Source organism: Leptolyngbya boryana PCC 6306 (assembly GCF_000353285.1).
Lineage (GTDB): Bacteria > Cyanobacteriota > Cyanobacteriia > Leptolyngbyales > Leptolyngbyaceae > Leptolyngbya > Leptolyngbya boryana.
Map to the genome: position 1 here is coordinate 53,181 of NZ_KB731324.1, position 25,676 is coordinate 78,856.

Annotated in this window: 21 protein-coding genes and 2 pseudogenes; 14 read left to right on the top strand and 9 right to left on the bottom strand. The window is 45.7% G+C overall.

The annotated features are described in order from the left end of the window. The first annotated feature begins 552 nt into the window (after positions 1–552). The gene (locus tag LEPBO_RS35650) at positions 553–1,299 is read left to right on the top strand and encodes a hypothetical protein (protein ID WP_017285507.1); all 747 of its coding nucleotides are present in this window, start codon (positions 553–555) and stop codon (positions 1,297–1,299) included. A gap of 167 nt (positions 1,300–1,466) precedes the next feature. Here LEPBO_RS35650 and LEPBO_RS0100230 read toward each other — a convergent pair whose 3' ends face one another. Then, positions 1,467–2,519 (bottom strand): GNAT family N-acetyltransferase, encoded by a 1,053-nt coding sequence (locus LEPBO_RS0100230; RefSeq protein WP_017285508.1) that lies wholly within the window; start codon positions 2,517–2,519, stop codon positions 1,467–1,469. 234 nt (positions 2,520–2,753) lie between these two features. On the opposite strand from LEPBO_RS0100230, the gene LEPBO_RS0100235 reads away from it, so the two are divergent. From LEPBO_RS0100235 to LEPBO_RS0100255, 4 genes are all read left to right on the top strand, one after another. Next, positions 2,754–6,404, top strand: a complete 3,651-nt coding sequence (locus tag LEPBO_RS0100235) for a WD40 domain-containing protein (RefSeq protein ID WP_017285509.1) — start codon at positions 2,754–2,756, stop codon at positions 6,402–6,404. A gap of 117 nt (positions 6,405–6,521) precedes the next feature. Continuing rightward, a complete protein-coding gene (locus LEPBO_RS0100240; RefSeq protein WP_197693298.1) occupies positions 6,522–7,877 on the top strand; it encodes an AAA-like domain-containing protein in 1,356 nt (451 codons plus the stop codon). Between the two features lie 273 nt (positions 7,878–8,150). After that, the gene (gene dinB, locus LEPBO_RS0100250; RefSeq protein ID WP_239741249.1) at positions 8,151–9,257 is read left to right on the top strand and encodes a DNA polymerase IV; all 1,107 of its coding nucleotides are present in this window, start codon (positions 8,151–8,153) and stop codon (positions 9,255–9,257) included. A gap of 146 nt (positions 9,258–9,403) precedes the next feature. Then, positions 9,404–9,712 (top strand): hypothetical protein, encoded by a 309-nt coding sequence (locus LEPBO_RS0100255; protein WP_051077744.1) that lies wholly within the window; start codon positions 9,404–9,406, stop codon positions 9,710–9,712. A gap of 82 nt (positions 9,713–9,794) precedes the next feature. Here the strand turns inward: LEPBO_RS0100255 and LEPBO_RS0100260 are convergent, their stop codons facing one another. Further along, complete coding sequence (locus LEPBO_RS0100260; protein WP_017285513.1) at positions 9,795–10,280, bottom strand: PKD domain-containing protein; 486 nt, start codon at positions 10,278–10,280, stop codon at positions 9,795–9,797. A gap of 91 nt (positions 10,281–10,371) precedes the next feature. On the opposite strand from LEPBO_RS0100260, the pseudogene LEPBO_RS0100265 reads away from it, so the two are divergent. Next, a pseudogene (locus LEPBO_RS0100265) lies at positions 10,372–10,763 on the top strand (IS1/IS1595 family N-terminal zinc-binding domain-containing protein); the annotation flags it as partial. Between the two features lie 64 nt (positions 10,764–10,827). Here the strand turns inward: LEPBO_RS0100265 and LEPBO_RS0100270 are convergent. Beyond that, positions 10,828–12,069: a GAF domain-containing sensor histidine kinase gene (locus tag LEPBO_RS0100270; RefSeq protein ID WP_017285515.1), complete on the bottom strand. Its 1,242-nt coding sequence runs from the start codon at positions 12,067–12,069 to the stop codon at positions 10,828–10,830. Positions 12,070–12,208: 139 nt separating this feature from the next. Continuing rightward, the gene (locus LEPBO_RS0100275) at positions 12,209–12,808 is read right to left on the bottom strand and encodes a Crp/Fnr family transcriptional regulator (protein WP_017285516.1); all 600 of its coding nucleotides are present in this window, start codon (positions 12,806–12,808) and stop codon (positions 12,209–12,211) included. 322 nt (positions 12,809–13,130) lie between these two features. Here LEPBO_RS0100275 and LEPBO_RS0100280 point away from each other — a divergent pair, with 322 nt between their 5' ends. Both LEPBO_RS0100280 and LEPBO_RS0100285 read left to right on the top strand, forming a co-directional pair. Then, a complete protein-coding gene (locus LEPBO_RS0100280) occupies positions 13,131–14,162 on the top strand; it encodes a sensor histidine kinase (RefSeq protein WP_225885723.1) in 1,032 nt (343 codons plus the stop codon). Further along, on the top strand, positions 14,159–14,845 hold the full coding sequence (locus LEPBO_RS0100285; RefSeq protein WP_017285518.1) for a response regulator transcription factor: 687 nt from the start codon (positions 14,159–14,161) through the stop codon (positions 14,843–14,845). The genes LEPBO_RS0100280 and LEPBO_RS0100285 overlap by 4 nt, the downstream gene beginning before the upstream one ends. Before the next feature lie 112 nt (positions 14,846–14,957). Here the strand turns inward: LEPBO_RS0100285 and LEPBO_RS0100290 are convergent, their stop codons facing one another. From LEPBO_RS0100290 to LEPBO_RS39665, 3 genes are all read right to left on the bottom strand, one after another. Beyond that, on the bottom strand, positions 14,958–17,228 hold the full coding sequence (locus tag LEPBO_RS0100290; protein ID WP_017285519.1) for a glycosyltransferase: 2,271 nt from the start codon (positions 17,226–17,228) through the stop codon (positions 14,958–14,960). Positions 17,229–17,588: 360 nt separating this feature from the next. Continuing rightward, positions 17,589–18,077, bottom strand: coding sequence for a hypothetical protein (locus LEPBO_RS0100295; protein WP_017285520.1), 489 nt, complete (start codon positions 18,075–18,077; stop codon positions 17,589–17,591). Positions 18,078–18,225: 148 nt separating this feature from the next. Next, entirely contained in the window at positions 18,226–18,570 is a 345-nt protein-coding gene (locus tag LEPBO_RS39665; RefSeq protein ID WP_190653403.1) for a hypothetical protein, read from the bottom strand. A gap of 211 nt (positions 18,571–18,781) precedes the next feature. On the opposite strand from LEPBO_RS39665, the gene LEPBO_RS0100305 reads away from it, so the two are divergent. Together LEPBO_RS0100305 and LEPBO_RS0100310 are read left to right on the top strand one after the other, a co-directional pair. Beyond that, the gene (locus LEPBO_RS0100305; RefSeq protein WP_017285522.1) at positions 18,782–19,168 is read left to right on the top strand and encodes a hypothetical protein; all 387 of its coding nucleotides are present in this window, start codon (positions 18,782–18,784) and stop codon (positions 19,166–19,168) included. Positions 19,169–19,315: 147 nt separating this feature from the next. Then, a complete protein-coding gene (locus tag LEPBO_RS0100310; RefSeq protein ID WP_026148310.1) occupies positions 19,316–20,347 on the top strand; it encodes a DMT family transporter in 1,032 nt (343 codons plus the stop codon). A 76-nt stretch (positions 20,348–20,423) separates the two neighbouring features. On the opposite strand, the pseudogene folE reads toward LEPBO_RS0100310, so the two are convergent. After that, positions 20,424–20,956 (bottom strand): annotated as a pseudogene (gene folE, locus LEPBO_RS35660) (GTP cyclohydrolase I FolE); the annotation flags it as partial. A 184-nt stretch (positions 20,957–21,140) separates the two neighbouring features. Here folE and LEPBO_RS0100320 point away from each other — a divergent pair. Further along, positions 21,141–22,283 carry an IS4 family transposase gene (locus LEPBO_RS0100320; protein WP_017285525.1) on the top strand — a complete coding sequence of 381 codons (1,143 nt, stop codon included), beginning with the start codon at positions 21,141–21,143 and terminating at the stop codon, positions 22,281–22,283. 23 nt (positions 22,284–22,306) lie between these two features. Here the strand turns inward: LEPBO_RS0100320 and LEPBO_RS0100325 are convergent, their stop codons facing one another. After that, entirely contained in the window at positions 22,307–22,801 is a 495-nt protein-coding gene (locus tag LEPBO_RS0100325) for a hypothetical protein (protein ID WP_017285526.1), read from the bottom strand. 276 nt (positions 22,802–23,077) lie between these two features. Here LEPBO_RS0100325 and LEPBO_RS35665 point away from each other — a divergent pair, with 276 nt between their 5' ends. The 3 genes from LEPBO_RS35665 (at position 23,078) to LEPBO_RS0100345 (ending at position 25,588) form a co-directional block, all read left to right on the top strand. Next, positions 23,078–23,485 (top strand): response regulator transcription factor, encoded by a 408-nt coding sequence (locus LEPBO_RS35665; RefSeq protein ID WP_017285528.1) that lies wholly within the window; start codon positions 23,078–23,080, stop codon positions 23,483–23,485. A 138-nt stretch (positions 23,486–23,623) separates the two neighbouring features. Beyond that, the gene (locus LEPBO_RS0100340; RefSeq protein ID WP_017285529.1) at positions 23,624–25,051 is read left to right on the top strand and encodes an NAD(P)/FAD-dependent oxidoreductase; all 1,428 of its coding nucleotides are present in this window, start codon (positions 23,624–23,626) and stop codon (positions 25,049–25,051) included. A gap of 39 nt (positions 25,052–25,090) precedes the next feature. Further along, entirely contained in the window at positions 25,091–25,588 is a 498-nt protein-coding gene (locus tag LEPBO_RS0100345) for a MauE/DoxX family redox-associated membrane protein (RefSeq protein ID WP_017285530.1), read from the top strand. Positions 25,589–25,676 lie beyond the last annotated feature (88 nt).

The following is a 25,676-nucleotide window of genomic DNA, read 5'->3' on the forward strand; positions in this document are numbered from 1 at the left end:
AGCAAAAATATGAGCATGGAGGCAAGAATCCATACTGCTAGAGCGATACGGATATGAGCGGATTCAAGATTTTGTAACTGGGAGAAGACGATCTAGAAAGGGACGAACGCAGCCAAAAGCGCTAGTAACCTGACATAATCATCCACAAACTTGAAGTGAGCATTCTCTAACCAATGAACTATAGCCATTGGCTAGTACTATTGTTGGAGAAGATGAGCGCTAGACCTTGTGATTTTTCACAACGCCCATCTTTCTAGCATTGAATCAATGATGGGATAAATCTTTGAGTCTTGTAAAAGTAAAAACACGGAAAGAACGCAATATATCAACTTATATTGAATTCAAAAAACGTCATATTATAAAGGTGATAAAAAGTCATATTCACCTCATAAAAACTCATATCTTGATTATTCTGTAGATTCCTGTATTGCTCTCTGGATAAGAATTTTGCTTGTTTAGCGCATTAATTTTAAGAGTTGAACGATTGAATAGTCTGAATCTTTGAAAACAGCAAGGGAATGCTAAGAACATCATTTTTTGAGGATAAGTCTGATGGAGAAATCAGCAGTCTTAGAGAAACCCCCAGAGCAATCTTTAGATCACTCCACGCAACCCCATTTAGAGAACCAAATCGATATTCAAGAACTTTCGATCGTAATCGTTGCTAAAGGAGCTAACCCCGCTCTACTGAATCCAGATTTTTTTGTTTTTAGCGGGATCGTCCCCAAAGATTGGCAACTAGCCCGTAATCCTGTTGTTTCTCAACGAGTTATTCAACTGGTGTTTCAAAATGGAATCAGCATTCTAGTTGAATTGGGCAAAATCAGCTTCTCCGAATCCATTAGCGCCAAATCTGAGGAAGAAATTGCGATCGCGAAAATGGCAGCAAAGTATGTGGAAACCATGCCTCAAGCTGACTACCAAGGTATTGGCATTAATCCCAAGCGGATTGTGACGCTGAAGGATCAACCCGATGCTGCTCAAAAATATTTGACGCAAACGCTGCTCTCTCCAGGTGAATGGCAACAGTTTGGACGAGAGCCGATGCAAGCCTCGCTCAATTTGTCCTACATGCTAGAGGACTGCCGTTTTCAACTCAGCATCAACCCCACGCAATTGCGATTGCCGAATGACGAGCAAATCTCTGGACTGCTGTTTTCTGGTAACTTCCACTACGAGTTATCTACCGTAACGGATACAGAACGTCAGCAACAAATTCACCATGCACTTTCTAATTGGTATGGATTAGTTGAAACCTATCGCACGCTGCTAGAAACTAAGTTTTTGCCCAAAGCCTAGCAAGATTGCTTCTGAAGGATGAGAGGGATGTCGGTGCGGCATCCCTTTTCTTGTGGTCATTGTTCTTATAATCGTTGTTGGAAAACGAATTGCAATTGAATAGCGAAATGCGACCAATGATCGATTGATTCGATATTAGTCGCATTCGATCATCAATTAGGAATGCCCTAACCTAACACCTTGTAGCTAGAACGAGATTCGGATAGGTATGTTGCAAAGGGCTTGTAGTAGCGATCGGCGCAATGCAACATGGGCAAGTTATCGCTCGACACCGCAGCTGTCGCATAGGGAATTCCGCTATCAATCTGGCGTTTGATCGCTTCGGTCAATAACGAAAAACCACGTCCCAGGCGTTGGAATCTGGCTTCCACAAACATCGTCGAATAGCGAATCGTATCCGGTGCAATCCGATGGTTAATTGTCCAACCGATCACTTCACCTTGATAGCGCAGCCCTAAACTATTGATCGGTTCGAGCCGCGGATCGGGGTCCAAGGGACTGAGGTTAGCAGGGTAGGTCTGACGCTGGAGAATCTGATCCCGTTCTGCCTCGCTCAACTCGATCCAGGGAAAAACTGTAAACTTTGGTGGCAGGGGATATTGGTACACCCAGGGCGCTTGTTTGAATGCTTCGATCGTGGTTTTAGTAATCAGAAAATCAGTTTTTGGAGTTTGCCATCCTTGGCGGTGCAGAATCGTTTCGAGTGCGGAGTTTGTCAATTCACCGACTTGATAGCGAACCTGCATTTGGGGGCAGTTGATTCGTTTCAAGCCCAGTTCGACATAACGCACTAGTTGGAAACCAATTCCTTGCCGTCGGTGTTCTGGTACGACAAACAGGGAAAGAATTTCTGCTCGATCGCTTAACAGTTCGACCACTAATAATCCGACCATTTGCCCATTTACGATCGCGGCAACGCCACCAAGATCACCGCGCTGCTGATAGGTCTGCCACCGCTTTTTGAGACTGGGAAAGGTGAGCGCTTCAAATTCCTGACAGTTAGCAACAGTTAAGTTATAGACCCACTGATATTTCACAGGATTGGGAATTACAACCGTCGCAACAGGCTGAGAGCCTTGCTCTGGAGACGTTGACGTTGATAAATCTGGCGGTGATAGGTTTGGCTGAAATATATCGGGCGGCATAGCGTTTGACTGTGGTATCTCTGACTCTGCACGATCGCCAAACAGACTCAAAGCTTTTTGGAAGAAGCTGCTCATTGAAGTGACTATAGGGATTCATTCCCCAGTTTTCCCGCTTCTTCTATGGGACATGCCTGATAAAACCTGATAAAACCTGATATTTCATCTCGATTGAATCCATATTGTCCCCAAAAAAAGATAATTGTTCATAGTTTTTTCACACTTTAATCTTGCCAGGTATAATTTGGTGTTGATTCAAGCTTGATGTTTTTCTAGTTCTCGAATCTTCCCAGATGTTTTGCTTGATCGTCTATGCGTTACCAAGTTGGTGGAAGCTTAACCAATGATGCCCCCAGTTACATTTATCGACAGGCTGACACCGAATTGTATACAGCTCTCAAACGGGGTGAGTTTTGCTATGTGCTGAATTCGCGCCAGATGGGCAAGTCGTCTTTGTTAGTCAGGACACGCACTCGCTTACAAGAAGCGGGTTATCGCTGTGCAGTGGTGGATATGACGAACATTGGGAGCGAAAATATTACGTCGTTGCAATGGTACAAAGGAATCGTCAAAGATTTATGGCGTGGATTTAAGCTCCTCAAACAGGTCGATCTGCAAAGCTGGTGGCGGGATGAAGAAGATATTTCTCTTTTGCAACGATTGAGTCGATTTATTAGTGATGTGTTGCTTAAAGAATTTCCAAATGAAAACTTAGTCATCTTTATTGATGAAATTGATAGTATCTTAAGTCTTCCCTTTTCTGTTGACGATTTTTTTGCACTGATTCGCTTTTGCTATAACCAACGTGCGATCGACGAAGATTACAGACGAATCAGCTTTGCAATTTTCGGGGTTGCCACCCCTTCTGATTTAATTCAAGATCGAAGACGTACTCCATTTAATTTGGGAACTGCGATCGCCCTTAATGGCTTTACTACTGCTGAAGCAGACCCTTTGGTACTGGGCTTAAAGGAACATATAAGCAATGCTCCTGCTGTGTTGCAAGCCATTTTATCCTGGACGAATGGACAACCCTTCTTGACTCAGAAGCTTTGCCAAGCTGCGATTCATTGTGTGCTCAAGTCTAGTCACATTGCAACTGAAGGTCGGCTCACCATTCCTCCCGGCAATGAACCATTTTGGGTCGATAACTTAGTTCAAACCGTCATCCTAACAGAATGGGAATCCCGTGATGAACCCGAACATCTAAAGACCATTCGCAATCGCATTCTCTCGAATCAAGAAACTGCAGGGCGATTGCTTGGCCTATATCAGCAGATTTTAGAAGATCAAATTCCATTACCAGTAGACGATAGTCCAGAGCAGATCGAACTTTTACTATCTGGCTTGGTGGTCAAACAGCAGAGCTATCTCCAGGTAAAAAATCGCATTTATGCCGCTGTATTTGATCTCACTTGGGTAGAACAGCAACTAAAGTCGCTTCGTCCTTATTCCCAGACCTTAGACGCTTGGGTATACTCCCAACGTCAGGATGAATCACGTTTGCTCCGAGGACAAGCCCTGCAAGATGCCCAACAATGGGCGCAGGGAAAACGCTTGAGTGACCTTGACTATCAGTTTTTAGCGGCTTCGGTAGAGAGCGATCGCCGTCAAATCCAGCAAGCTTTAGAAGCCGATCGCGCTCATGCGATGGAAGCCCAATTACAACAGGAACGGCGAGCGATCAAATTACAACGACAACTCTTGGCAACCGTGGCAGTGGCACTGCTGATTGCGATCTGCTTTGGTATGATCACCTTTTTCCAGTATCGCCAAGCAAGAATTAGTGAGATCAGAGCGCTTGCGTCTTCGGCTGAAGGAAATTTTGGGGCACATCATCAGCTTGAAGCACTCGTACAAGCAGTCGATGCTAACACTAAATTGAATACTCTCGGTAACGCTGATCCTGCCCTAGCCCAACAGGTGCAATCGGTGCTCCGGCTTGTGTCTGATGGGATCACAGCGAGTAATCAAATTGATGTGGGTACAGGGGTTCAGGAAGTCGCCATTCGTCCCGATGGACAAATGGTTGCGGCGGTAGCAGTGGATGGAAAATTGCGGCTATTGCAACCAAATGGTCAACTGCTGAAAGCCTGGGATGCTCATCTAGCAATGATTACATCAGTAGATTGGAGCCAGGACGGGCAAACAATTGCCACTGCCTCTGCGGATCGAACGGTGAAACTCTGGCGAGCAGATGGCACTTTACTCAAAACTTTGCCGCTAAACCATTCTGTTAGAAGAGTTCGATTTAGTCCTGATGCTCAGAAACTTGCCATCATTGCAGGCGGACAAAATGCTTATCTTTTCCATACGGATGGTCGCTTAATCCAGCATCTACCCAAAACCGAGCACCTAGCCTTCAGTCCCGACGGTCAATTCCTCATTGCCATCGTTACGCCACCCCCACCTCCACCTCGTCGTCTTAACCCCTTAGAAGGGGAAACAGGTTCAAAACCGGAGTTGCCGCAGCCTCCCCCCTCTCGTCGTCTCAATCAACTAGAAGGAGGGCAAACGGAACCAAGACCCGATCCACCTCAGACCATCAACACGCGGGTTCTACGATCGGATGGCAGCGTCATCGCTGAATTGAGTACCGAAAAAGGTCCCATCTTTGCGATCGCTATTAGTCCAAAGGATCAAACCTTTGCAACCGCTTCGGTTGATGGAGCCGTGAGTCTATGGAATATCAAGGGTGAATTAATCAAATCCTTCATTGGTCATCGATCGAATGTCCGCGCGATCTCATTTAGTCCGGATGGTCAGGAGTTAGCAACTGCTAGTACAGACAACACAGTTCGGCTCTGGCAAACAACGGGGGGATTGCTTAGGACACTATCGGGGCATCATGCAGTGGTACGGGCAGTGAGGTTTAGTCCCGATGGACACTGGTTAGTCTCCAGTTCTGAGGATGGGAGTATTCGGTTTTGGAAACCCCATCATCCTACCTGGAATGTGTTAGCAGGGCATACGGATACCATCGATCGGCTCGTATTTAATGCCGATGGTTCCCAACTGCTTTCTGCTTCGGTTGATTTTCGCCTTAACTTCTGGCGACGGGACACAGCAGGAGAAATTGCACCAATTCCAGAGAAAACAGTCTTCACAAACCAGTTATCGGTGACTGGGTTAACCATTAGTGTTGATGGAGCAGAGATTGCTAATGTGTTTCGGGGTGGGACTGTGGAACTTTTTGACCGAGAGGGTCACAACAAACAAACGCTCCAATCACAAGCGGGAGCACGAGACGTTGCCTTTAGTCCCGATCGTCAGCAATTGATTGTAGGCGGCAGTGATGGCACAGTGCAGGTTTGGGATCGAACTCCCAATGGGCAATTTTCTGAGCAACCAAGTCGTTTTTTCGTCCGACACCAAGGCAGCGTGAACACAGTCGCCTTTAGCCCGAATGGAAAACTGATTGCATCTGGTGCGGAGGACAAGACGATTAAATTCTGGTACCCCGATGGACGACTATTCCAGTCCTTAACGGGGCATCAGGCTGCTATTAATGCATTGGCTTTCAGTCCTCAAGGTGACTGGCTTGCTTCTGCTTCTAGCGACAATACGGTGAAGCTGTGGCGAATCGATGGTTCCTTAGTCCATACCCTAACGGGTCATGCAGCAAGTGTTTTAGAGGTCACGTTTAGCCCTGATGGACAATTCCTAGCTTCTTCCTCGATCGATGGAACAGTCAAAGTTTGGCAAACGAACGGTTCCTTACTAAGAACCTTGACAGGTCACGAGGGTGCAGTCCAAACGGTGGTCTTTAGCCCTGAGAGCCGCGAACACTCGCAGAAATCCAACTCGCTGATTGCTTCAGCCGGTCTCGATCGACGGATCATTTTATGGAATTGGAAGCACATCACTGCCATGAATGATATTAGTTTCGCTTGCGATTGGTTGCAAGACTATCTAAGCACTCATCCATCCGTTACTGAGGAACATCAACAGATATGTCAGTGATTTGGGGGTTTCCCTTCAGCGTTGTATATTGCACCTTTAGGGAATACCCTTTCGTGAAGTCTGAAGAATAATATCGTTGATGATTTCTTAGCCTTTTTCAAATTTTTTATCGAAGTCATGATGCAAACTTTAGAGACATTTCTGGCAGTAGCAGAACAAGTTGCGTATGAAGCTACGGGTGAGCATCTTAATGACCTACAACGCATGATTTTATTGGAGTCTTGGCAGGCTCCCAAGAAAACCTATGAGCAAATTGCCCGAGAGCATAACTATTCTGGGAATTACATTCAGCAAGTTGCGGCTCCGAGACTCTGGCGATTGTTCTCGGAAGCGTTGGGACAAAAGGTGACAAAATTCAATGTTCGCAGCGTTTTGGAACGCCATGTTGTAGCGCAATCGACGACCCATAACCCCGATCGCAATTGTGTTTTAACCAACTTCAAAGGTTCTGTATCCACGACATCACTAGAGTATCCTACGGGCAGTGTTCCGATCGATTCTCCCTTCTATGTACAGCGATCGATACAGGAATCACTCTGTTACCAGAATGTTCTTCAACCCAGTTCCCTGATTCGGATTAAGGCACCTCGTCAGATGGGAAAAACCTCCCTCATGTTAAGGATTTTGGCTTATGCCAAAACCACTGAGATGCAAACGGTGACTTTGAACTTTCAGCAGGTGGAGAAGGCAATTCTTGCAGATCTCCATAAATTACTGCGGTGGTTCTGTACCTGTATCACTCAAAAGCTCAAACTCACGCCTCAATTAGCAACCTATTGGGATAATGACATTGGCAGCAAAATGAGTTGCACACTGTATATGGAAGGCTACTTATTAGAGGAAATTTCGTCTCCCTTAGTGTTAGCCCTAGAAGAAGTAAGTGAATTGTTCGAGTATCCTGCGATCGCGCAAGAGTTTTTCACGATGCTCCGCACGTGGCACGAGCACTCTAAAACCGATTCAACCTGGCAAAAACTTCGCTTGATTCTTGTTCAATCCACAGAACCCTATATCCATCTCAATGTGAATCAATCTCCGTTTAATCTAGGAGTAGAAGTCGCATTAACGCCCTTTACTACTGAGCAAGTCGAAAGCTTGATCGATTTGCATAACTTACAACTTTCTACCCATCAGATCCAGCAATTGATGCATTTGCTCCAGGGACATCCCTTTCTGACGCGATGGACACTTTATTATCTCGCACAGTTCCAACATTCGTTTGAGGAGATGATGGCGATCGCAGTCACCGATGCTGGAATTTATCATGATCACCTGCATCGTCATTTGGGTATTTTGCAACGCTATCCTGAACTCAGGGAAGCGTTGCTACAGGTTCTCAATGCCACTGAACCTGTAGAGCTAGAACAAGTTAAAGCATTTAAGTTATATAGTATGGGACTGGTCAAGTTAGCAGGCAACCAGGTGATGATTACCTGTGATTTATATCGGCAATATTTTCGCGGGCGTTGCTGATCAATCTTCGCTAATGTCGCGTACTGTCAGCTTAACCCGCATATAGAATAATTGTACTATTCAGTGTTGATCTTGCCTGCTTGCCCCTGTACTCCCGTCATCGCTTTCGGAAGCGAAATTATCAGCTTGTATGTTGGGGATAGATTGGTAACAGTTCAAGCATTCGGTGAATCTGGTATCTTGGCATTGAGTTGATTCAGCCACACTCGAAGTAATTTCACAATCGTCACAATCGTTAAAAAGCGTACTGGGGGTGATAGAGTAATAGTCATCTTGTACTACTCTCAAGCGATGGACGGGATTCGCAAAATCATTCACGTCGATATGGATGCGTTCTACGCTTCAGTCGAACAGCGAGATTATCCCCAATATCAAGGCAAGCCGATCGCGGTTGGCAGTTCTCCGACTCAACGTGGTGTCGTCTGTGCTGCGAGTTATGAAGCGAGAGTTTTCGGAATTCACTCTGCAATGCCGTCTAAACTTGCGATCCAGCGTTGTCCTCATCTCATCTTTGTCAAACCTCGCTTTGAAGTCTATCGAACCGTTTCTGAGCAGATTCGCGCCATCTTTGAGCGCTACACCGACCTGATCGAACCTGTTGCACTGGATGAAGCTTACTTAGATGTGACAGAGAGCAAATCAAATTTGCCTTATGCGAGTGCGATCGCCAGAGAGATCAGAGCTTCTATTCAACAAGAAACAGGATTAACCGCTTCTGCGGGAGTGTCCTTCAACAAGTTCTTAGCGAAGATGGCAACGGGGATGAACAAGCCTAATGGATCAACCGTGATTCTGCCAGATCAAGCCGAGGCGTTAATTGAGCAACTTGCGATCGAGAAATTCCACGGCATCGGCAAGGTGAGTGCAACGAGAATGCGAGAACTGGGCATTTGTACTGGAGCAGATTTGAAGCAACGCTCTGAAACGGAATTGGTGCAGCAGTTCGGCAAAATGGGACATCACTACTTCAAAATTGCGCGAGGGCAGGATGATCGCATTGTGGAAGCGAACCGGGTTCGTAAATCGCTGGGTGCAGAAACTTCGTTTGCTCAGGATTTAACAGATCGTGCTGTGATGCTTCATGAACTCGCAACGATCGCTCAGGATGTATGTCACCGTCTAGAGCAACATCAGGCTAAGGGACGCACTCTTACGCTGAAGGTGAAGTTTGGCAACTATCAGCAGATTACACGCAGCAGAACGCTCTTAAATCCGATTTGTGAGCTGGGAATCGTTACCTCTTTAGCGCAGGAGTTGTTTGAAGCGGTCGATTTAGAAGGGCGAAGTGTACGGTTGTTGGGGATTTCGCTCTCAAATTTGGGGACTTCCCATTTGGGGTCTGAGACGCGAGCAGCATTAGTGCAGTTAGCCTTGTTTTAGCGCCATGTCAGAGATTCTGAGTCAAGTCATAGCCGAAGAACTGAACGATTGACAACAACGACTTGAGGAAGCAGATCGACACATCTTTTACCATTGTCGAGCCTGAAAACATTTTCAGAGGAGGCGCTCTACTGAAGATTTATGGTATGAATGTGACCATTTACCCGGAGTACTCGATGCAAACTTCTAATTCTCCCTCGTCTGTCCCTTCCAAAAGCATGGTTCAGAGCAAGACAATTTGGGGCGCGGTGCTGACTGCGATCGCGTCTATTGCTCCTCTCATTGCCAAAAGTGTTACCGCTTATCAGAACACGGGCAAAACTGATCTGAATGACATCGCGCAAATGGTGGTCATACTAGCAACTACGGCATTAACCATTATTGGGCGAATTGATGCCAGTGCTGTGGTTTACACACCCGATGGAATGCCAGGAGCCAATAAGCCCAAAAATTAAGTGACCTTCGAGATGCTGACTACCTTCGAGATGCTTACTTTAAAGGCTTCAAAAATGTCGTCAGAGAAACTAATCTTCAATGTCAAGGAAATTTCAGAGGCTGTTGAACTCCTCCGACGATTGGGGATGCATTGAGAACTTTGATCGTGCGGGTTTCCGTCGTGAGTCCACCATCTTTATCTCTGACCGTTAGCGTCACGGTGTAGATGCCATTGTCTTTGAAGCGATATGCAGCATTTGAGCCCATCACTGGTTCGCTGCCCTCTCCAAAGTTCCAGGAATAAGTCAGTGAATCGTTGCCTGGGTCGATCGCGGTTACGTTGAATTGAGCCACGGAGCCTTCGGTGATCTTCGTATCGCCAGTGAGCGTGATGATCGTTGGAGTTGCATTGGCAACTGTGACCGTAACTGCATCTCGGCTAATCGCTCTGTCTTTGTCAATGACGGTGAGCGTTGGGGTGAGCGCAGCCGTGAAGCCGTCGCCAACGAAGAGTTTGGTGTTGGCGATCGTTTGGAGATGGCGATCATAAACTGGGTTGCCTTGAATGATGCCTGCAAGGTGACCCATCTCGTGCAGGATGGTGGTGAGCAAATCGGGTAGTGCATCAAATTAATGTGGGACTGATAAAGTAGAGGCAGATTTCTTCTGGAGCCTACCAATGGAATGCCCCCTGTGCGGACACCCGAAAGCCCACAAACATGGCAAGATGCCGAACGGTCATCAACGCTACCTCTGCCCGACTTGCAATCAAACATTTTCAGAAAACTTTGATAGTCTCTACTATCGCTGCCATATCAGTCCTGAGCAAATTCAACAAGTGCTGCAAGCGCACAGTGAAGGCAGCAGTCTACGCGGGGTGAGTCGGATCACTGGACTCGCTTACAACACAGTCGTCAGCATTGTTCGAGCAGCGAGTCAGAGAGCGCAACTGGTACATAATGCGGAAGTTCAAGCGGTCGAAACAAGCGAGGTCAGTGCTGATGAACTGTGGTCATTTGTCTCAAAAAACAAAAGCAATGCTTGAGCCAAGAGCGAGAAACTGGAGATTGCTGTTAAATCGCACGTTACTTTTAGCCTCAAATCATTGCAGGAGATTGAACTTGATGAGGTTCATTTAAGGCACGATTGACAATTGAACGCTTACAGTTGTGCCTGCTGCAGAAGAATGAATGGTCAATTCTCCATCATGTGCGGTGATAATTCGCTTTACGATCGCGAGTCCTAATCCTGTTCCAGAAGGCTTCGTAGAACAGAAAGGTGTTGTTAGGTGAGGTAAGATTTCTGGCGGAATGGGTTCTCCATTGTTATGAATATGGATGCAAACTCGCTCTGAATGAAGGGAGCTAATCTCACACCTGATCTTTTCTCCAGGCGAGATTGCTTCAAAAGCATTCCGAACTAGATTGATAAAAACCTGCTTGAGCTTATCTCGATCGGCGGAAATGTGAATGTCCGGTTGTGTGAAGGTTAATTCTATCTGACGATCAGTTGCTTCGGGCATATCCTTAAGTTGTATGAGCAGCTCGCTCAAAAAGTCGCCAAGATTCAACCTGGAGCGCTTCAAGACCTGCGGCTTTGTGTAGAGCAAGATTTCAGTGAGTAACTGCTTCAGACGTTGAGATTCATTGAGAGCTAAGGCTAATCGTTTTTGATCAGAGGTGTTAAGCAATCGTTTTTTGGCATAGTTCAACCCCATCTCGATCGTGGTGAGAGGATTGCGAATCTCATGAATAATTAAGGCTGTGAATTCTCCAATCTCAGCTAGGCGTTCCTGTGTTGCCAATTTTGATTGGATTGCTTGTAGTTCTCTCAGCCCAGTCGCAATTTCCTGCTCTAAACGTTGATCGCTCAATCGTTTCTGCTGGTAGAGTTGATAGTTCTCGATCACCATTGCTGCGCGTTCTGCAAGCGATTGAACGATCGAGATCTTTTCTGAACTGTGTTGACAAGGATGCTGATGAAATGCGTAAAGCGTTCCGATGACTCTGCCATAGATAGTTTGCAGTGGTACTCCCAGAGAATAAATGTAGCTGCCGAGTTGCTCTTGATGGTCGAGGTGGTGTTCTACATCATCAATGTGCTGAAGCAATCCATGCTGAAGTAGAATTGCCGAAAGTTCTGTATGAAAAGAAGATTCAGGGCCTGCTTCATGGAGAAGCGGGTGACTGGCAAGAATTTGCCAATCTCCTTCCTCGCAGATAGTTATAATTGTCCAGTTTGAGTTCAACAATTGACAAACTTCACAGGTAATTCCATGCAAGTAGCGACTTAAGATATAAGCTTGATCGTTCAATTCCGCTAAAGATTCCAGAACATACCGCTGTTGTTCAACTGATTGGCTGTTCTGTAAATTCATAAGCGCGTCTCCACACCAGAAAAATGATGTTAATGAGCGTAGAACAAAGCCTATGCCTACGTCTTTGATTGAAATCAAGCTTGAGAAATTTTTAGGTTGTCTTAAGAATTTCTCCTTCGCGAAGCGTTAGTATCTGCGCTCACTGGTTGAGTTGAATCATGCGTTTTGTTCGAGTAATGATCCCCTCTTTCTGGAGTTGTTTTAGGGTGCGAGATAAGCTTTCAGGACTCACACCTAAATCTTGTGCAATTACCCTCATCGATCGATGAAACTGCATGATTTCTTTACCTGAATCCGCCATGTAGCGAAGATAGTGTAAAATTCGTTCGCGCGTAGACCGAATCCCACGAATTTCTAACATGATCTTGGTTTGGTGTAATCGATGTGCGAGAAGTTCCATAAATGCACTAGACAGTGCAGGATCTTGTTGCAGTGCTGGCCAAAACTCCGATTTGGGAAATCGGGCGACTCGTGCTGGTTCTTCTACGATCGCAGTGCATACATAAGATTCCTTAAACAGAGCAATTTCTGCAAAGATTTCTCCAGCATGAACTCGATAATGGTCGATTTCTTGACCTTCATTCGTGTAATGGAGCAGTCGAATGGTGCCTGACTGTAGAGCAAAGATGGAGTGAGCGGGATCATTTTGGTAGAAGAGATAGTCTCCTAGTGCTAAGTCCTGATAGGTTACAATCGAGCGAAAATGAGACAAAAGCTCTTCGACATCCAAAAAAATCATAGAATTGAAAAACAGAACGAATTAGCTTAAGTAAGCAATTTAACTACTATTGCTAGAATTGCTTAATTCAAGATGAGAGACACGTAAGAACTGGATAAAATATAAAAAATAATATCTAATTCTTAAGAAGTCGCTGAGTTTTGTCGAGTAACCGTATCTCAAGAATTTCATATCATTAGCCGCATTTTGAGCATTTCAGCTTAATGTGGAATGAATCCTCTCTAGGTAATGAGTGAAGTCGATGAATCCGCTGGGTCAAGGTTCAAATCGGTGGAGTAGAAGGCGAAAATGGCTTGATTTCGCCTCATTACAGGTTCGGCTGATGGTCGTAGTGATTGTGATTTGCGCGATCGCACTTGCTAGCTATAAATTGTTCAGTCATTGGAGCATCCAAACGGTGCTAATGATGCACTCCGAGCAACTGACGATCGCGCAATTTTTAACGATTACAGAACAACTCGCAACACTCAGTCTGCTTGTGATCAGCGCAATGGCTGCCACGATTCTAGGGGGGATTTGGCTACTCCTCCGTCCCTTGAAGCAATTTCAGTATTGGGTGCAAACGACAACTACTGTTGCTCAGTTAACGACCTTTAATGCACGTGCTGCCCCTAGCGAGATTCGGACTTTAGCACAGGCATGGGATGAACTCCTCAGCCAGCGAGCAGCCGTCAAACAGCAGCAGCGTCAATTTATCAGCGATGTGGCTCATGAACTGCGATCGCCGTTAAGTACGGTCTATGGTTATCTTCAACGTACCGTCAGACGAATCCCTAATCTATCCGTGTCTCAGCAAGAAAGTCTTGAAATGGCGACTTCGGAAGCCGAGCGGATGACGCTGATTTTACAGGATTTAATTAGTCTCGCACGAGCGGAAAGTTTTGATAGTACTCTTGCTCAAGAACCACTCATTCTCAATGAATTTGTGCGGGACATTTCCAGCATGACAGAAAAGTTTGATCATCCGAATATTCAGACTGAAATCGCTCCGATGCCTATTCGAGTGCAGACGCATCGGGATTACTTAATGCAGGTGCTAGATCATCTCATCCAGAATGCGGTTCGATATTCTGATCCCAATTCACCGGTTCTGATTCGACTCAAGCAAGTTGACAATTTCGCAGTGATTCAAGTGATCGATCGTGGTGAAGGGATTCCTCCATCCGATCAAGTGATGATTTTTGAACCTTTTCATCGCATTGATCCCTCGCGTAGTCGAGCAACGGGAGGAACAGGACTAGGACTTGCGATCGTCAAGACTTTGATCGAAAAGATGGGAGGCACGCTTTCTCTCGATTCTGAGCCTGGGGTTGGCACAACCTTCACATTGACCTTACCGATATTAGGACGATGAGCATGAGCATTCCCCACATTCTGATTGTCGAAGACGAGGTGCAACTTGCACGGTTTATTGCCCTGGAGTTAGAAAGTGAAGGCTATCAGGTGAGTGTTGCCCACGATGGCATGAATGGATTAATGCTGGCTCGTGAAATATCTCCTGAATTGGCGTTGCTCGATTGGATGCTACCGGGTCTATCAGGGATTGAACTTTGCCGCCGATTGCGATCGACTGGGTTTAAAGCACCGATCATCTTTTTGACTGCAAAAGACGAAGTGGGTGATCGGGTTGCAGGACTGGATGCTGGAGCAGATGATTATGTTGTTAAGCCCTTTAGCATTGAGGAATTGATTGCGAGAGTTCGCGCTCATTTGCGTCGAAATCAAGAGACGGATGAAGAAGTCTTGCAGTTTGGAACGTTAAGGCTCAACCACAAAACACGAGAGGTTTATCGGGGAGGACGATCGATTGAATTAACCGCAAAAGAGTTTGATTTACTAGAGTACTTTTTGCGGCATCCTCGCCAAGTTCTGACGCGCGATCAAATTCTCGAAACAGTATGGGGATATGATTTTGTTGGAGACTCTAACATCATTGAGGTGTATGTTCGATATTTGCGCTTGAAGCTAGAAGGATCGCACGAACCCCGCTTAATTCATACGATACGAGGAGTTGGCTACGCTTTGCGAGAAGATTAGGATTTACCCGTGATTAAAGTCCCATCATTAATCACAGTCACTTGCTCAGGGCTGAAAGTTGGGGCAAATGTTCATTAGGACTATATTTTCAAGCATTAACCTGAGTTGATAGCTAAGGCGATACTTGAGCCACAGAAACTATGCTCGCTCTTGCAGTTCGATCGAAGATCACACGAGGTTTCAGTAAAACCTGAAAGAGTAGCCAGAGCGATCGCAGTTCTCCCGGAGCACATTGACTACGCCACTGTCCAGGACGGCAATATAGCATTTGGATCAAACATCGCTCCTGTTCAAGTGAAAGGGGTTCAAAGTGAATGTGCAAGAGCGGAAACTCACTGTTTGAAGGGCGATCTTCTACTTGAGTGACCTGTGCTGGCAGTGTAAGATCCTCTTCTAGAAAGTCTACTTGAATTCGAGAATCTTTTGGAGTTATTTGTTGAGTTATCGCGATCGTTGCTCCAACTTCTGAAATTCCTGTCGTAAAGCCCCATCTGACTTGATCCCCAATCTGTACCTTGAGAGTACGACGCAGATCGAACTCATCATAAGCGTGAGGTCGAGGCACATCAATTAGAATCAGCAATGCAATGCTGAGCGTGAGTAGATTAAAAACGCTCCAGATCCAACCGAGATCGACCCCTTTCATCTGATTCGCAATATCGTCTGTCATCGGCTGCCATGCTCCCATTAGAATTGCATAGCCTAAGTTCATCCACAAACTCATTGCAGTTGCGATGAAAAAGATGATCAAAGGTGCAGCCAATCTCCAGTTAAACTGAAAGCGATCGCGACTCGTTCCTTTAGGGGTCACCCGAAATTCCTGCCCAAAAGGATTAAGCATCACTTGAATCACAGTCAAAGCCAGTGGAAACGCGAGTACCAAAGCATAAAGATCTGCTAGAAAAGCAGACCGAGATCGATGATTGAGCCAAGAGAAAGTTGTGATCTGAACGAGGTAAAACGGCAGAAAGTAATACAAAATTTCAGCATTTGTCGCTCTGACTGGAATGATGTGCAAAAACGCATAAGCAATGGGAAACAAGAGAAATCCAACGCGCGAAAGACTGGTAAACCAATGCAAAATTCCCTCTAAATGAGCAAGCCGTTGCATCGGACGCAATCCTTTAATTGTGAGTGGATTTGCATCGACAAAAAAAGCTTGCAGCGTCCCTCGTGCCCACCGTAATCTCTGAAGCGCTTGGGCTGCAATACTCTCTGCTGCAAGACCTGCGCTCAATTTTTCATTGAGATAGATCAATCGATAGCCTTTCGCAGCTAATCGAATTCCGGTATAGTAGTCTTCGCTCAAGGCTCCTGTAAAAAAATATCCTGCTTCAATCAAAGCAGAGCGCCGCACTACAAACGAAGTTCCAGCACAGATAACGCCCCCAGCAGCATCCCGAATAGGTTGAATTTGCCGATAAAAGACTTCCTCTTCTGGTGTCAGAATATCTTCTAATCCAAGGTTTCGAGCAATTGGATCAGCATTGTAAAATGTCTGTGGGGTTTGGACTAGACCGACTGTTGAATCTTGAAAAAAGCCGACTGTACGAGTGAGAAAGTTCTGAGTCGGAATAAAATCAGCATCAAAGACGGCGATCAGTTCACCACTTGTTTGAGGAATGGCATGATTTAGGTTCCCTGCTTTTGCATGCCGATTATCTGGTCGAGTGAGGTACTGACAGCCAAGTTCGAGACAGAGATCTCTGATTTCAGGTCGTCTATGATCGTCGAGCAGATACACACTTTTAGCAGAATAATTTAATGCTTGACACCCTATGATCGTGCGTCTCAAGATAAACGCTGGCTCGTTATAAGTGGGAATCAAGATATCGACATGAGGCACATAGCTCTGGTTTAGAACTGAGATCGACAGTTGATCTGCTTCTGGCTTTCTATCTCTGACTCTTAGCAACAGGATAAGCTGAATCATGCTGCCACTCAGGATAAGGAGTTCTAACAAGAATAACCCCAGGCTAAAAACACCATCCAACGGATTACTAAAATTGAGCGTAGACAGCGATCGCCAAACAAAATAGCGAATCATCAAAATCCCCAAAACAGCCACCACAAGTACTCTCGACCAGGGCTGAGGACGTGGCGAAATCTTTGTAATCGCGAAGACTAGGAACGTTAAGAGTACTGCCCAAGCCAAAAGATACTCGCCAGCTACCATCGGAACCATCAACCAACCCGGCGGAGTCTGCTGAATCTGATTTAGCCGCTCAAATAACGTCGGAATTGTCCCCTGCCCAGCAAACCAAGCAGTAACGATGAGTGCTGAGATCGCAACAACGCCTAGCATGATCAAAGTGGCGGATTGGGGGAGTTGTAGATTGTTCCGATTAAACCCTAGAAACATCGATCGGGCGTACTGCTTCATCTTTCTACTTCACTCTTAGATTGCGATATGTCAGAGTATGCAGCGCAAAAATGAGTGTTTCCTGAGAATTTCCTGAAAACATCTAGAATGTAGTGATATTGTAATTTTTCTAATGGATAGAGCTAACGTTTTGGGAGGATGGATGAGCTTAGCTCATCATCTATACGATTCTAAGTGTGAGACTGGGTGAGTGAGATCTAATGACAGAAGTCTCGCTCAGGCTCTTGAAAAGTTGTAATCATACAAAAGTTGTAGTCATACAAAGAGCCGCGGAAAGTGTCGAACTAATTTTCAAAAAATGGACAAAGCCATAAGTCTAGGGCTTTGTCCAATATTGGTGCAAACGTGGAAACAACTCAATTATTGATGGCTTGGAACTTGAATTCGGGCTGTGCCAATTGGAATTTCCGTATTAATGCCAGCCTGTTTCGCTGTGATACGGTAGAGCAAGATCTCGCCTTGTTCCATTGCAGTATCTCCATTGGTAAAATCAAGCTCGATCGTACGCCCTGGAGCCACAGGTTGATCGAAGACGACTGCCACTCTGCTTTCAGCCCGGCTGATCTTTGCAGGGATCGTTTTACCTGATTCGTCTTTGACAATGATGCTACTGAATTTTGCCATTTGTGGAGGAATCAGCACCATCAAATCTTCGAGAGACATTCCAAGTACCATAACACGAATCAGGTGATGTTCACCCTGAAGCCCAGAGCTACTAACAAAAGGAGCATTGAAGCTAAATGACATCGCAGACTGAGGCAAAATTACAGGAGCCGTTGCAGTAGCAGGAAGGCTTGCTGCAATGGCTAACGCGATCGTAGAGAAGCTAACTAAGGCAAACCGTTTCATAGGATTCTCCCAGATACAAAGGATGGCTGAATGCAACGGACTGTAGAGTAATAAGATTGCATTTTCCTAGGATGAAGTACGAAGCTTTAGAGAGTCTGAGAGTCAGCTTAAAGTTGGCTGAGAGATTGAAAATCATCCTAACTCATTCTCAATGCAGATTGATTTCTCGCAGTTGATTATCCAAAGCATTCAAGTAGCCACGATTGTTTAACGTGGAATCGGGGAGTAGATGCATTGCGATCGCAGCTTGTACGATATCTTTGTTTGAGACTTTCCCTGAAGAGTGATCTTGAATCAGTCCCCCATAACCACTGATTCCCTGACTTTTGAAATATCCTCGATAAGCAAAGGTAGCAAGATCGGCGGGTGTAAGTCTAATGACTTCTTGAGCGATTGTCATGTTCATCGCTTCCTTAGTTTGAGCGATCGCGCTCGCTCCTGAGAAACTAGAGAACAGCATCAGCAGGAATGATATTTGTAGAAAACGTTTCATTGTGTGACATCCTCAACGGGTTGATATCAGATCAGCATGACAAATCCACCTGAATGAGGTCTGATAAGACCATGAGAATTGACTGAGGACTTAGAAAAAACGTTGAATCTTTTCTACAGAAAAACTCAGAGAGTTTTTAAGCAAATCTCAGCTTCTACTCAGGATTGCTACTTATGCTGAGGTTGAGTGGACGTATAAGGAACTCACCAAAATGACCAAGATGAAACTTCCCGCTTTGTTAACAACAGCAGCCTTGATGAGTATGGTTACGCTATGGGATGCTCCGCTAAAAACATTGAGTCCTCAATTGGTACAAGCATCTGCCGCAGAAATGAAAGATAGTACTGGGTTAACTGCTCAACAAAAAATTGCTAGGGTGACCCAGCATAAAGGGCAGTTTGGGGGTGGCGATGAACTGAGACGATACTTTTTTGGCGATCTAGAACCCCTGGGAGTGCAGCCTGGAGGTGCAGGAATGGTTGTCAATCTCTACAACAAGGCAAACAATACTACCTTTTCCTATTGTGCAACTTATGATGTGGTTGTCGCTGTAAAAACAGGTAGAGTTGCACAGTTTCCGGCTAGCGAAGTCAAATAATTGCATTTTATGTTGGGTCACTCTGTTGCGTTGCACCAATGATCCGCTTGTCGCTAGAACATCGTCTGGACTGGTGATAAAATCCCTAGTAGGAGGCTTTATCGCTAGTCCGGATTTTTAGTATGTGCTTTATTCGGAACTACGATCGTGACAAATTTAAACAGGACTCCATCTCAGCGTAAAATCCCAGGGCAACTTTATCTCTGGCTAGCTGTGCTGATCTTCGGAGCTTCTAGCGCTGTGACTCGTAAGCTGACCGAACTTGGCGCTCAACACTTCATGGATGGGCACAATCCAATCTCATTGTGCAATGTCTTGTTTGTTGGAAATCTCTGTGCGCTACTCGTTTTATTGATCCTGTACGGGCGGCAGTGGAATCGAGCAAACCTAAGACAATTATCGCAGCGAAACTGGGTAAATCTGACACTTGTTGCGATTCTGTCAGGCGCGATCGCGCCCGCTTTATTTTTTCAAGCCTTAGCTCTGACACAGGTAAACAATGTTGTGCTGATTGGGCGATTGGAGCCACCATTCACTTTAGCACTTTCGATATGGCTGCTGCGGGAACGCTCAAATCGATGGGAGGTGATCGGCACAGCCCTGGCATTGATGGGTGTTCTTTTGACAATTTTTTTGCAGCCATCCTTACAGGGGATGAATTTTAGAATCGCAGGGGTGGGTGAAAGTTTGGCAGTGATCGGTGCGATCTCGCTGGCGATCTCAACGATTATTAGCAAAAAGTGGCTGAGTGAAGTTCCTACAGCAATTTATGGAATCTTCCGGACTGCATTAGGCACGATTGTCTTTTTCTTTGCAGCCTTAGTTTTATATGGCAGCCATCATTTTGTCGAGATCTTCTCTCCATTTTTGTGGCGATGGATGCTGATCTATGGTGTGATTATTGTTGTTCTAGGACAATCATTTTGGGTTCGTGGCTTGAGAGCATCTACTGTTTCGACCGCCTCACTGATCAGTTCATTTACGCCGATTGTAGGAGTTTTTGCGGCTTACTGGATTCTCGATGAGGCTCCGACTCAAGCTCAGTATATTGGTGGAAGTGTGATTTTGTTTGGGTTATTTCTTAGTCAAATGGGAAGCTTACAGATGGCTCACCGCAGAAATTTACCGCAGGTGGAACCGATGGAAGTTGAGAATGGAATCGGATTTAAAGGACTTTAAAAACTACGATCGCTGAGATACGAATCCCATCTGCACCAATGCACCTGACGCGATCGCGCTTCTTCTAGTCGCTGTCACCCACCATTGCACTAGTCACAGTCCAAGCTCCTGACTTGTGTACACCACGCATTGTCATACAAAATTGTGTTGCTTCGATAACAACCGCGACCCCTGCGGTTCAAGAACGGTTTGAATCGCATCAGCAATCTGACGAGTCAGGCGTTCTTGTACCTGCAAGTGGCGTGAATACATTTCGACAATTCGTGCTAACTTGCTCAAGCCAACAACCCTCTGATTTGGAATGTAGGCGATATGTGCCCGACCCACAAAAGGCAAGAGATGATGTTCACACAGACTAAACATATTAATGTCTCGAACTAAGACCATTTCGCTGTGCCCTTCATCAAAAATTGCCCCGTTGATCAGTTCTTCCAAAGATTGCTGCTAGCCGCTTGTCAGAAATTGCATGGCTTTTGCCACTCGTTTCGGCGTTTTGAGTAGCCGTTCTCGATCGGGATTTTCACCCATCCCCAATAGAAGCGTTTTCACCGCTTCTATCATGAGACTTTGATGCAGTTCTGATTGCACACTCGATTCGTTCAAGGAGATAGCGGTCTATGAGTTCAAATTCAGAGTAGGAATCAATTTGAGTATCTTTGAGATGCGATCAGATTGAGTCTTAACCCTTAAGGGGTGACGACACGACTGAACGGTAGAAAGGATGCCGGATAGCAGCATTGAGAGACAGAAAAAATGAGGTGATTCCACTTGTTTCACCCCATCAATCTAAAAGATGTTGCCCTCATTCTATCAAACCTGTTTACAATCGCAATTAACGGAAGCGCAATTTGTGACGCTAGAAATCTTGGTCGAACTGTTGCAAAAAGAGCGAAGAATTACGATTGAACGGATAGCGACCCTGTTTCCGCAACCGATTCTATTTGAGAGCAGACGGCGGAATATTCAGCGATTCTTGAGTCTGCCGCAACTGACTCCACAAGCGATCTGGTTTCCGATTGTCAAGCAGTGGATCAAACGACATTACTCAGGTAGAACTCCGCTTCACCTGGTGGTTGACCGGACGCAATGGCAAAACCATAACTTGATCATGGTGAGTCTTGTATACCAGAAGCGGGCAATCCCATTGCACTGGATGTGGCTGAACAAGCAAGGACAGAGTTCGCTGGCTGAACAACGAAAAGTGTTATGTCCGGTATTTCATCTGTTGAAAAAGTATCGCTTCATTTTGCTCGGAGACCGTGAGTTTCACAGTATCGAGCTTGCTGCTTGGTGTGTGGAAAAACAAGTCAAATTCGTGTTCCGTTTACCGAAAAGTACGACCATCAAACCGAATGACAGCGATGCGTTTACTCGCCTCGACGATTTGCCACAAACGCCCGGAATCACTGAGCAATATCTGCACATTCAAGTCACGCAAAATCGCGGGTTCGGCAAGCATAATTTAGTCTTGCGCCAAAAACGCGCCTACCGTCAATCGAATTCTGATGCTTGGTATCTGCTGACCAATCTCGTCGGTGCCGAACAAACTCTGAAAGCTTACTCTAATCGCTTCTCCATTGAGCCGCTGTTCAAAGACTACAAATCCGGTGGCTATCATCTCGAAGATTGCCATGCCGATTCACGCCGATTCAATGCACTACTGGTTCTGATTGCCATTGCTTATTCGCTCTCAACGCTTCAGGGACGACGCATTCGCCAAAAGCAAGTGCAATGCTACGTCGGTCGAGTCAAGGAGCCGAAGCGAACCCGAAACCGACATAGCAATTTCTGGATTGGCTTGTATGGCAGGTTGTGGATTGAACCCTTGCAATTGTGGTCAACTCTGGCGACCAAGTTGATGGCACTCAAGCCGCAAAAACGTCCCTTTTTTCAGCGAGGTCTCAATGCCATTTCCTTGATCCAGTCTGCTCTCTAGCTTCGTTGTCACCCCTTGAGGTCTTAACCTCGTCCCGGAACTTGAATTCTGGCAGTGCCGATCGGAATTTCGTCTCGGATCCCTGCACGGTGTCCAGTCAATCCGTAGAGTAAGATAGATCCCTCTTCTTGGTCAGTCTGGATGCCGACAATGTTGATTTGTAGCAGTTGCCCTGGATTGACAGGCTGATCAAATGCGATCGCAACTTGCTTCTTGTTCGTGGTAATTTTTGCGGCAACTGCTTTCCCAGTTCCATCAGTGACTTGAACCCGACTAAATTTGCCCATTTGTGGCGGAATCGAAATCGTCAAGTCTTCTAGAGACATCCCAAGCACCATGACTTGGATGATATGACTATCGTTGAGTAACCCAGAACTACTGATAAAAGGAGCAGTAAAATCGAAAACCATACTACCCGATGCACTCAGTTCAATTTTGGGAGCAGATGCTAAAGCTGGAGAGAGGATTGAAGCCGAAAGAAGCAATGCAGATAAGCTGCTATAGATGAATCGTCTCATAAGTTTCTCGTTGAGTACTAAGAATCAAAGTTCTCGAAAGGCTTCAAGGAAGCTTGCTCACTATCTTGACCGTTCAAGCTGAGAACTTGCTGATCGCAACCTGAGAATTTCTGAATGATTTGCTGAGGAAAAGGAAAGTCACTCGTTGATCTGCAAACAAAGCTTATTCTCATCATTTAGTTCTCTAAATTCAGGCAGTTTTAAGCTTCTTCTCAGGACTTCTGAAGGCTGATGAGACAAGATGATTGAAACTGAATCAATATTTGCGAATGTAGTATGAAAACGCGCCTGCTTCTTATCGAAGACCAAATCAATCTCGCTCACTTCATTGCCCTAGAACTGAGGGCTGAGGGATATCAGGTGATTGTCGAACATCATGCCAAAATCGGATTAATCGCGGCTCAGGTGCTATGTCCTGACATCATCATCATGAGTTGGGATCTACCTGGAGAAGCTGCTTCAAGAGCGTATCACCAGCTTAGATCGATCGGGAATCAGGTTCCAATTGTGGTAATGACAGTTGATACCAAACCTCGTCATGTCTTATCGCCTGAACTCAATGAAATGGTTTGGCTGATGAAACCCTTTTGTATGTCTGACTTGTTCAAAGCTATTGATCAAGTTCGCCACACGCCATTATTTGTTAATTCACCTCAACCTGAGAGGATGCTGAGAATCGGCTGAGGATTTACTTATCAAATTTTCAGCTTGTTCTACAAAACTTCTTAACGACTCATCATTCAGAACTTGTCTCTCTCAATGAAACTCGTAAAAAGGACTTTCTAACAAGATTGCTTCACCCTACAGCAGCAGGATATCGAGATGGATGAAACGACTCTGCCAACTGTAATTTTGGGCGCTGGTTTTACGGGACTATTTGCAACCTTGCACCTGTGTCATCGCCGCTACCCTCATCATATTGTACTGATTGATCGAGCAGAACGGTTTGTGTTTAAGCCTCTGCTCTATGAACTCCTGAGTGGCGAAATGACCGATACTCAAGTACAGCCTCGTTATGCCGAGTTATTTGAGTGTGATAGTGTAACGTTTGTGCAGGATGATATTGCAACGATCGATTTAGAAACGCGAACGGTTAAGCTCACTTCGGGACTTTGCTATCGATATGGCAATTTGGTTTTAGGACTTGGTAGTGTTCCGACTTACTTTGACATTTTAGGAGCAGAAGCTCATACTTTTGCATTTCGCACAGGTGAGGATGCGATCGCATTGCGGCGACAGTTGCGAGATTGTCTGCAAAGGGCAACTCAAGCAGACGTTGAACAGCGACAGACATTATTGACGATTGCGATCGTAGGAGCAGGACCTGCTGGACTAGAAATGGCAGCAACATTAGCAGACTTGTTGCCCAAATGGTACGACCGACTGCACGGTGATCCCAAAGATATTCGGATTGTTGTGTTGAATCGTAGCCATGAAATTCTCAAAGATGACATTAACGGACATCTGCGAGAAATTGTCCAAACTGCCCTTCAAACCCGTAAGGTTTCTGTTGAAATTATTCAAGGCGTTGCTGTTAAAGCTGTATTGCCGGATGCTTTGAAGTATGAGCAAAATCATGAGATTAAAGTACTTCAAACTGCGACTGTGATCTGGACAGCGGGCAATGGACTTCATCCTCTAGTTCAACAGTTAGCAATTTCGGATGAAAATCGCGATCGCACAGGTCGGTTGCGAGTTGTCCCCACACTACAACTGCCTGACTTCCCGGAGGTTTTTGTGGGTGGAGATTGCGCCGTGTTAGAGAAGCCTCTACCCGCAACGGCGCAAGTTGCCTACCAACAAGGAGCCGCGATCGCACATAATTTATATGAGATCGCACAAGGGCAGCCCCCAAAACCCGCAACAGTCGCGCTACGAGGAACACTGATGAAATTGGGTTTAGGCGAGAGCGTTGCGAATCTCTTCGATCGAGTACCAATTACAGGACGGGCAGGGCATCTAGTACGACATGGAACCTATTTAGAACTCCTCCCCGTGTATGTTCACAATTTCAAAGCGACGGTAGGTTGGCTGACAGATGAGATCTTTCAGCGTCCGAGTCGAACTAGCTTGAAACCTTTGACCTCGATGCGATTGCTTCAGCGCGTTGGAGATGTTGCGGCTGCGATCGTGGTCATGAGTAGTGGGCTTTTGCTGTGGCGTGCTGCTCAACCGACCCAGTTCGAGCAGACTTTGCGATCGACACAGTTGCCCGCATTGCTCGATCGACTTCAGCACAAACAAGGATAGAGACGAAACTTTTGCACTCTCAAAATTTGGAGAACTCTCATGATTTTAGACACTCATACTCAACCTGGCTTACGCAGCGAACAGCGTTTATTTCGACAATCGGTGACGACAATGCGATTTTTGCTAGGGCTTTTCTTTGTGCTGTCGGGCATCGCGAACTATCTTTACTTCAATGCGCCGGGTGGCTTCTTTGAAACAGTGACACAACTCAAGCTCAAGCTCTGGGGATGGGGATTTGAAGGAATTGGTCCTCTACCTCTGATTATTGCTTTGCCCTATGCGTATCTCCTGCCCCTAACTGAAATGATTGTGGGCGTGTCATTTATGATCAATCGATTTGTTCGCTGGACAGGCATCGTGATGATGCTCATGCTATTCAGTTTTATTATTGCTTTTGGTTTGATTGGACCGGATGGGTTGATCCCCAATAATCAGGGGAACTGGGATAAGAATGTGTTTATGCTGATCGGGGCTTGGATCTGTGCCGCCTATGATCACTATCTTGTCGCACGTCGAGAAAAATCGGGCGAACTTTAGAGATATGGGACAGGGATTGCGATCTCGCTTGAAATTTAGGCGAGATCGCTTTCATCTTCAGCTACAAAATTGAACTAAGATGGAATTT

Bases quoted from the DNA above. Each gene is read 5' to 3' on its own strand.
- LEPBO_RS0100255 (WP_051077744.1), top strand. From the start codon at position 9,404: ATGAATGTGACCATTTACCCGGAGTACTCGATGCAAACTTCTAATTCT.
- LEPBO_RS0100290 (WP_017285519.1), bottom strand. From the start codon at position 17,228: ATGAAGCAGTACGCCCGATCGATGTTTCTAGGGTTTAATCGGAACAAT.
- LEPBO_RS0100320 (WP_017285525.1), top strand. From the start codon at position 21,141: ATGTTGCCCTCATTCTATCAAACCTGTTTACAATCGCAATTAACGGAA.
- LEPBO_RS35650 (WP_017285507.1), top strand. From the start codon at position 553: ATGGAGAAATCAGCAGTCTTAGAGAAACCCCCAGAGCAATCTTTAGAT.
- LEPBO_RS0100275 (WP_017285516.1), bottom strand. From the start codon at position 12,808: ATGATTTTTTTGGATGTCGAAGAGCTTTTGTCTCATTTTCGCTCGATT.
- LEPBO_RS0100240 (WP_197693298.1), top strand. From the start codon at position 6,522: ATGATGCAAACTTTAGAGACATTTCTGGCAGTAGCAGAACAAGTTGCG.
- LEPBO_RS0100260 (WP_017285513.1), bottom strand. From the start codon at position 10,280: ATGGGTCACCTTGCAGGCATCATTCAAGGCAACCCAGTTTATGATCGC.
- LEPBO_RS0100295 (WP_017285520.1), bottom strand. From the start codon at position 18,077: ATGAAACGGTTTGCCTTAGTTAGCTTCTCTACGATCGCGTTAGCCATT.
- LEPBO_RS35665 (WP_017285528.1), top strand. From the start codon at position 23,078: ATGAAAACGCGCCTGCTTCTTATCGAAGACCAAATCAATCTCGCTCAC.
- LEPBO_RS0100305 (WP_017285522.1), top strand. From the start codon at position 18,782: ATGACCAAGATGAAACTTCCCGCTTTGTTAACAACAGCAGCCTTGATG.
- LEPBO_RS0100285 (WP_017285518.1), top strand. From the start codon at position 14,159: ATGAGCATGAGCATTCCCCACATTCTGATTGTCGAAGACGAGGTGCAA.
- LEPBO_RS0100280 (WP_225885723.1), top strand. From the start codon at position 13,131: ATGGTCGTAGTGATTGTGATTTGCGCGATCGCACTTGCTAGCTATAAA.
- LEPBO_RS39665 (WP_190653403.1), bottom strand. From the start codon at position 18,570: ATGAAACGTTTTCTACAAATATCATTCCTGCTGATGCTGTTCTCTAGT.
- LEPBO_RS0100235 (WP_017285509.1), top strand. From the start codon at position 2,754: ATGCGTTACCAAGTTGGTGGAAGCTTAACCAATGATGCCCCCAGTTAC.
- LEPBO_RS0100325 (WP_017285526.1), bottom strand. From the start codon at position 22,801: ATGAGACGATTCATCTATAGCAGCTTATCTGCATTGCTTCTTTCGGCT.
- LEPBO_RS0100340 (WP_017285529.1), top strand. From the start codon at position 23,624: ATGGATGAAACGACTCTGCCAACTGTAATTTTGGGCGCTGGTTTTACG.
- LEPBO_RS0100270 (WP_017285515.1), bottom strand. From the start codon at position 12,069: ATGAATTTACAGAACAGCCAATCAGTTGAACAACAGCGGTATGTTCTG.
- LEPBO_RS0100230 (WP_017285508.1), bottom strand. From the start codon at position 2,519: ATGAGCAGCTTCTTCCAAAAAGCTTTGAGTCTGTTTGGCGATCGTGCA.
- LEPBO_RS0100345 (WP_017285530.1), top strand. From the start codon at position 25,091: ATGATTTTAGACACTCATACTCAACCTGGCTTACGCAGCGAACAGCGT.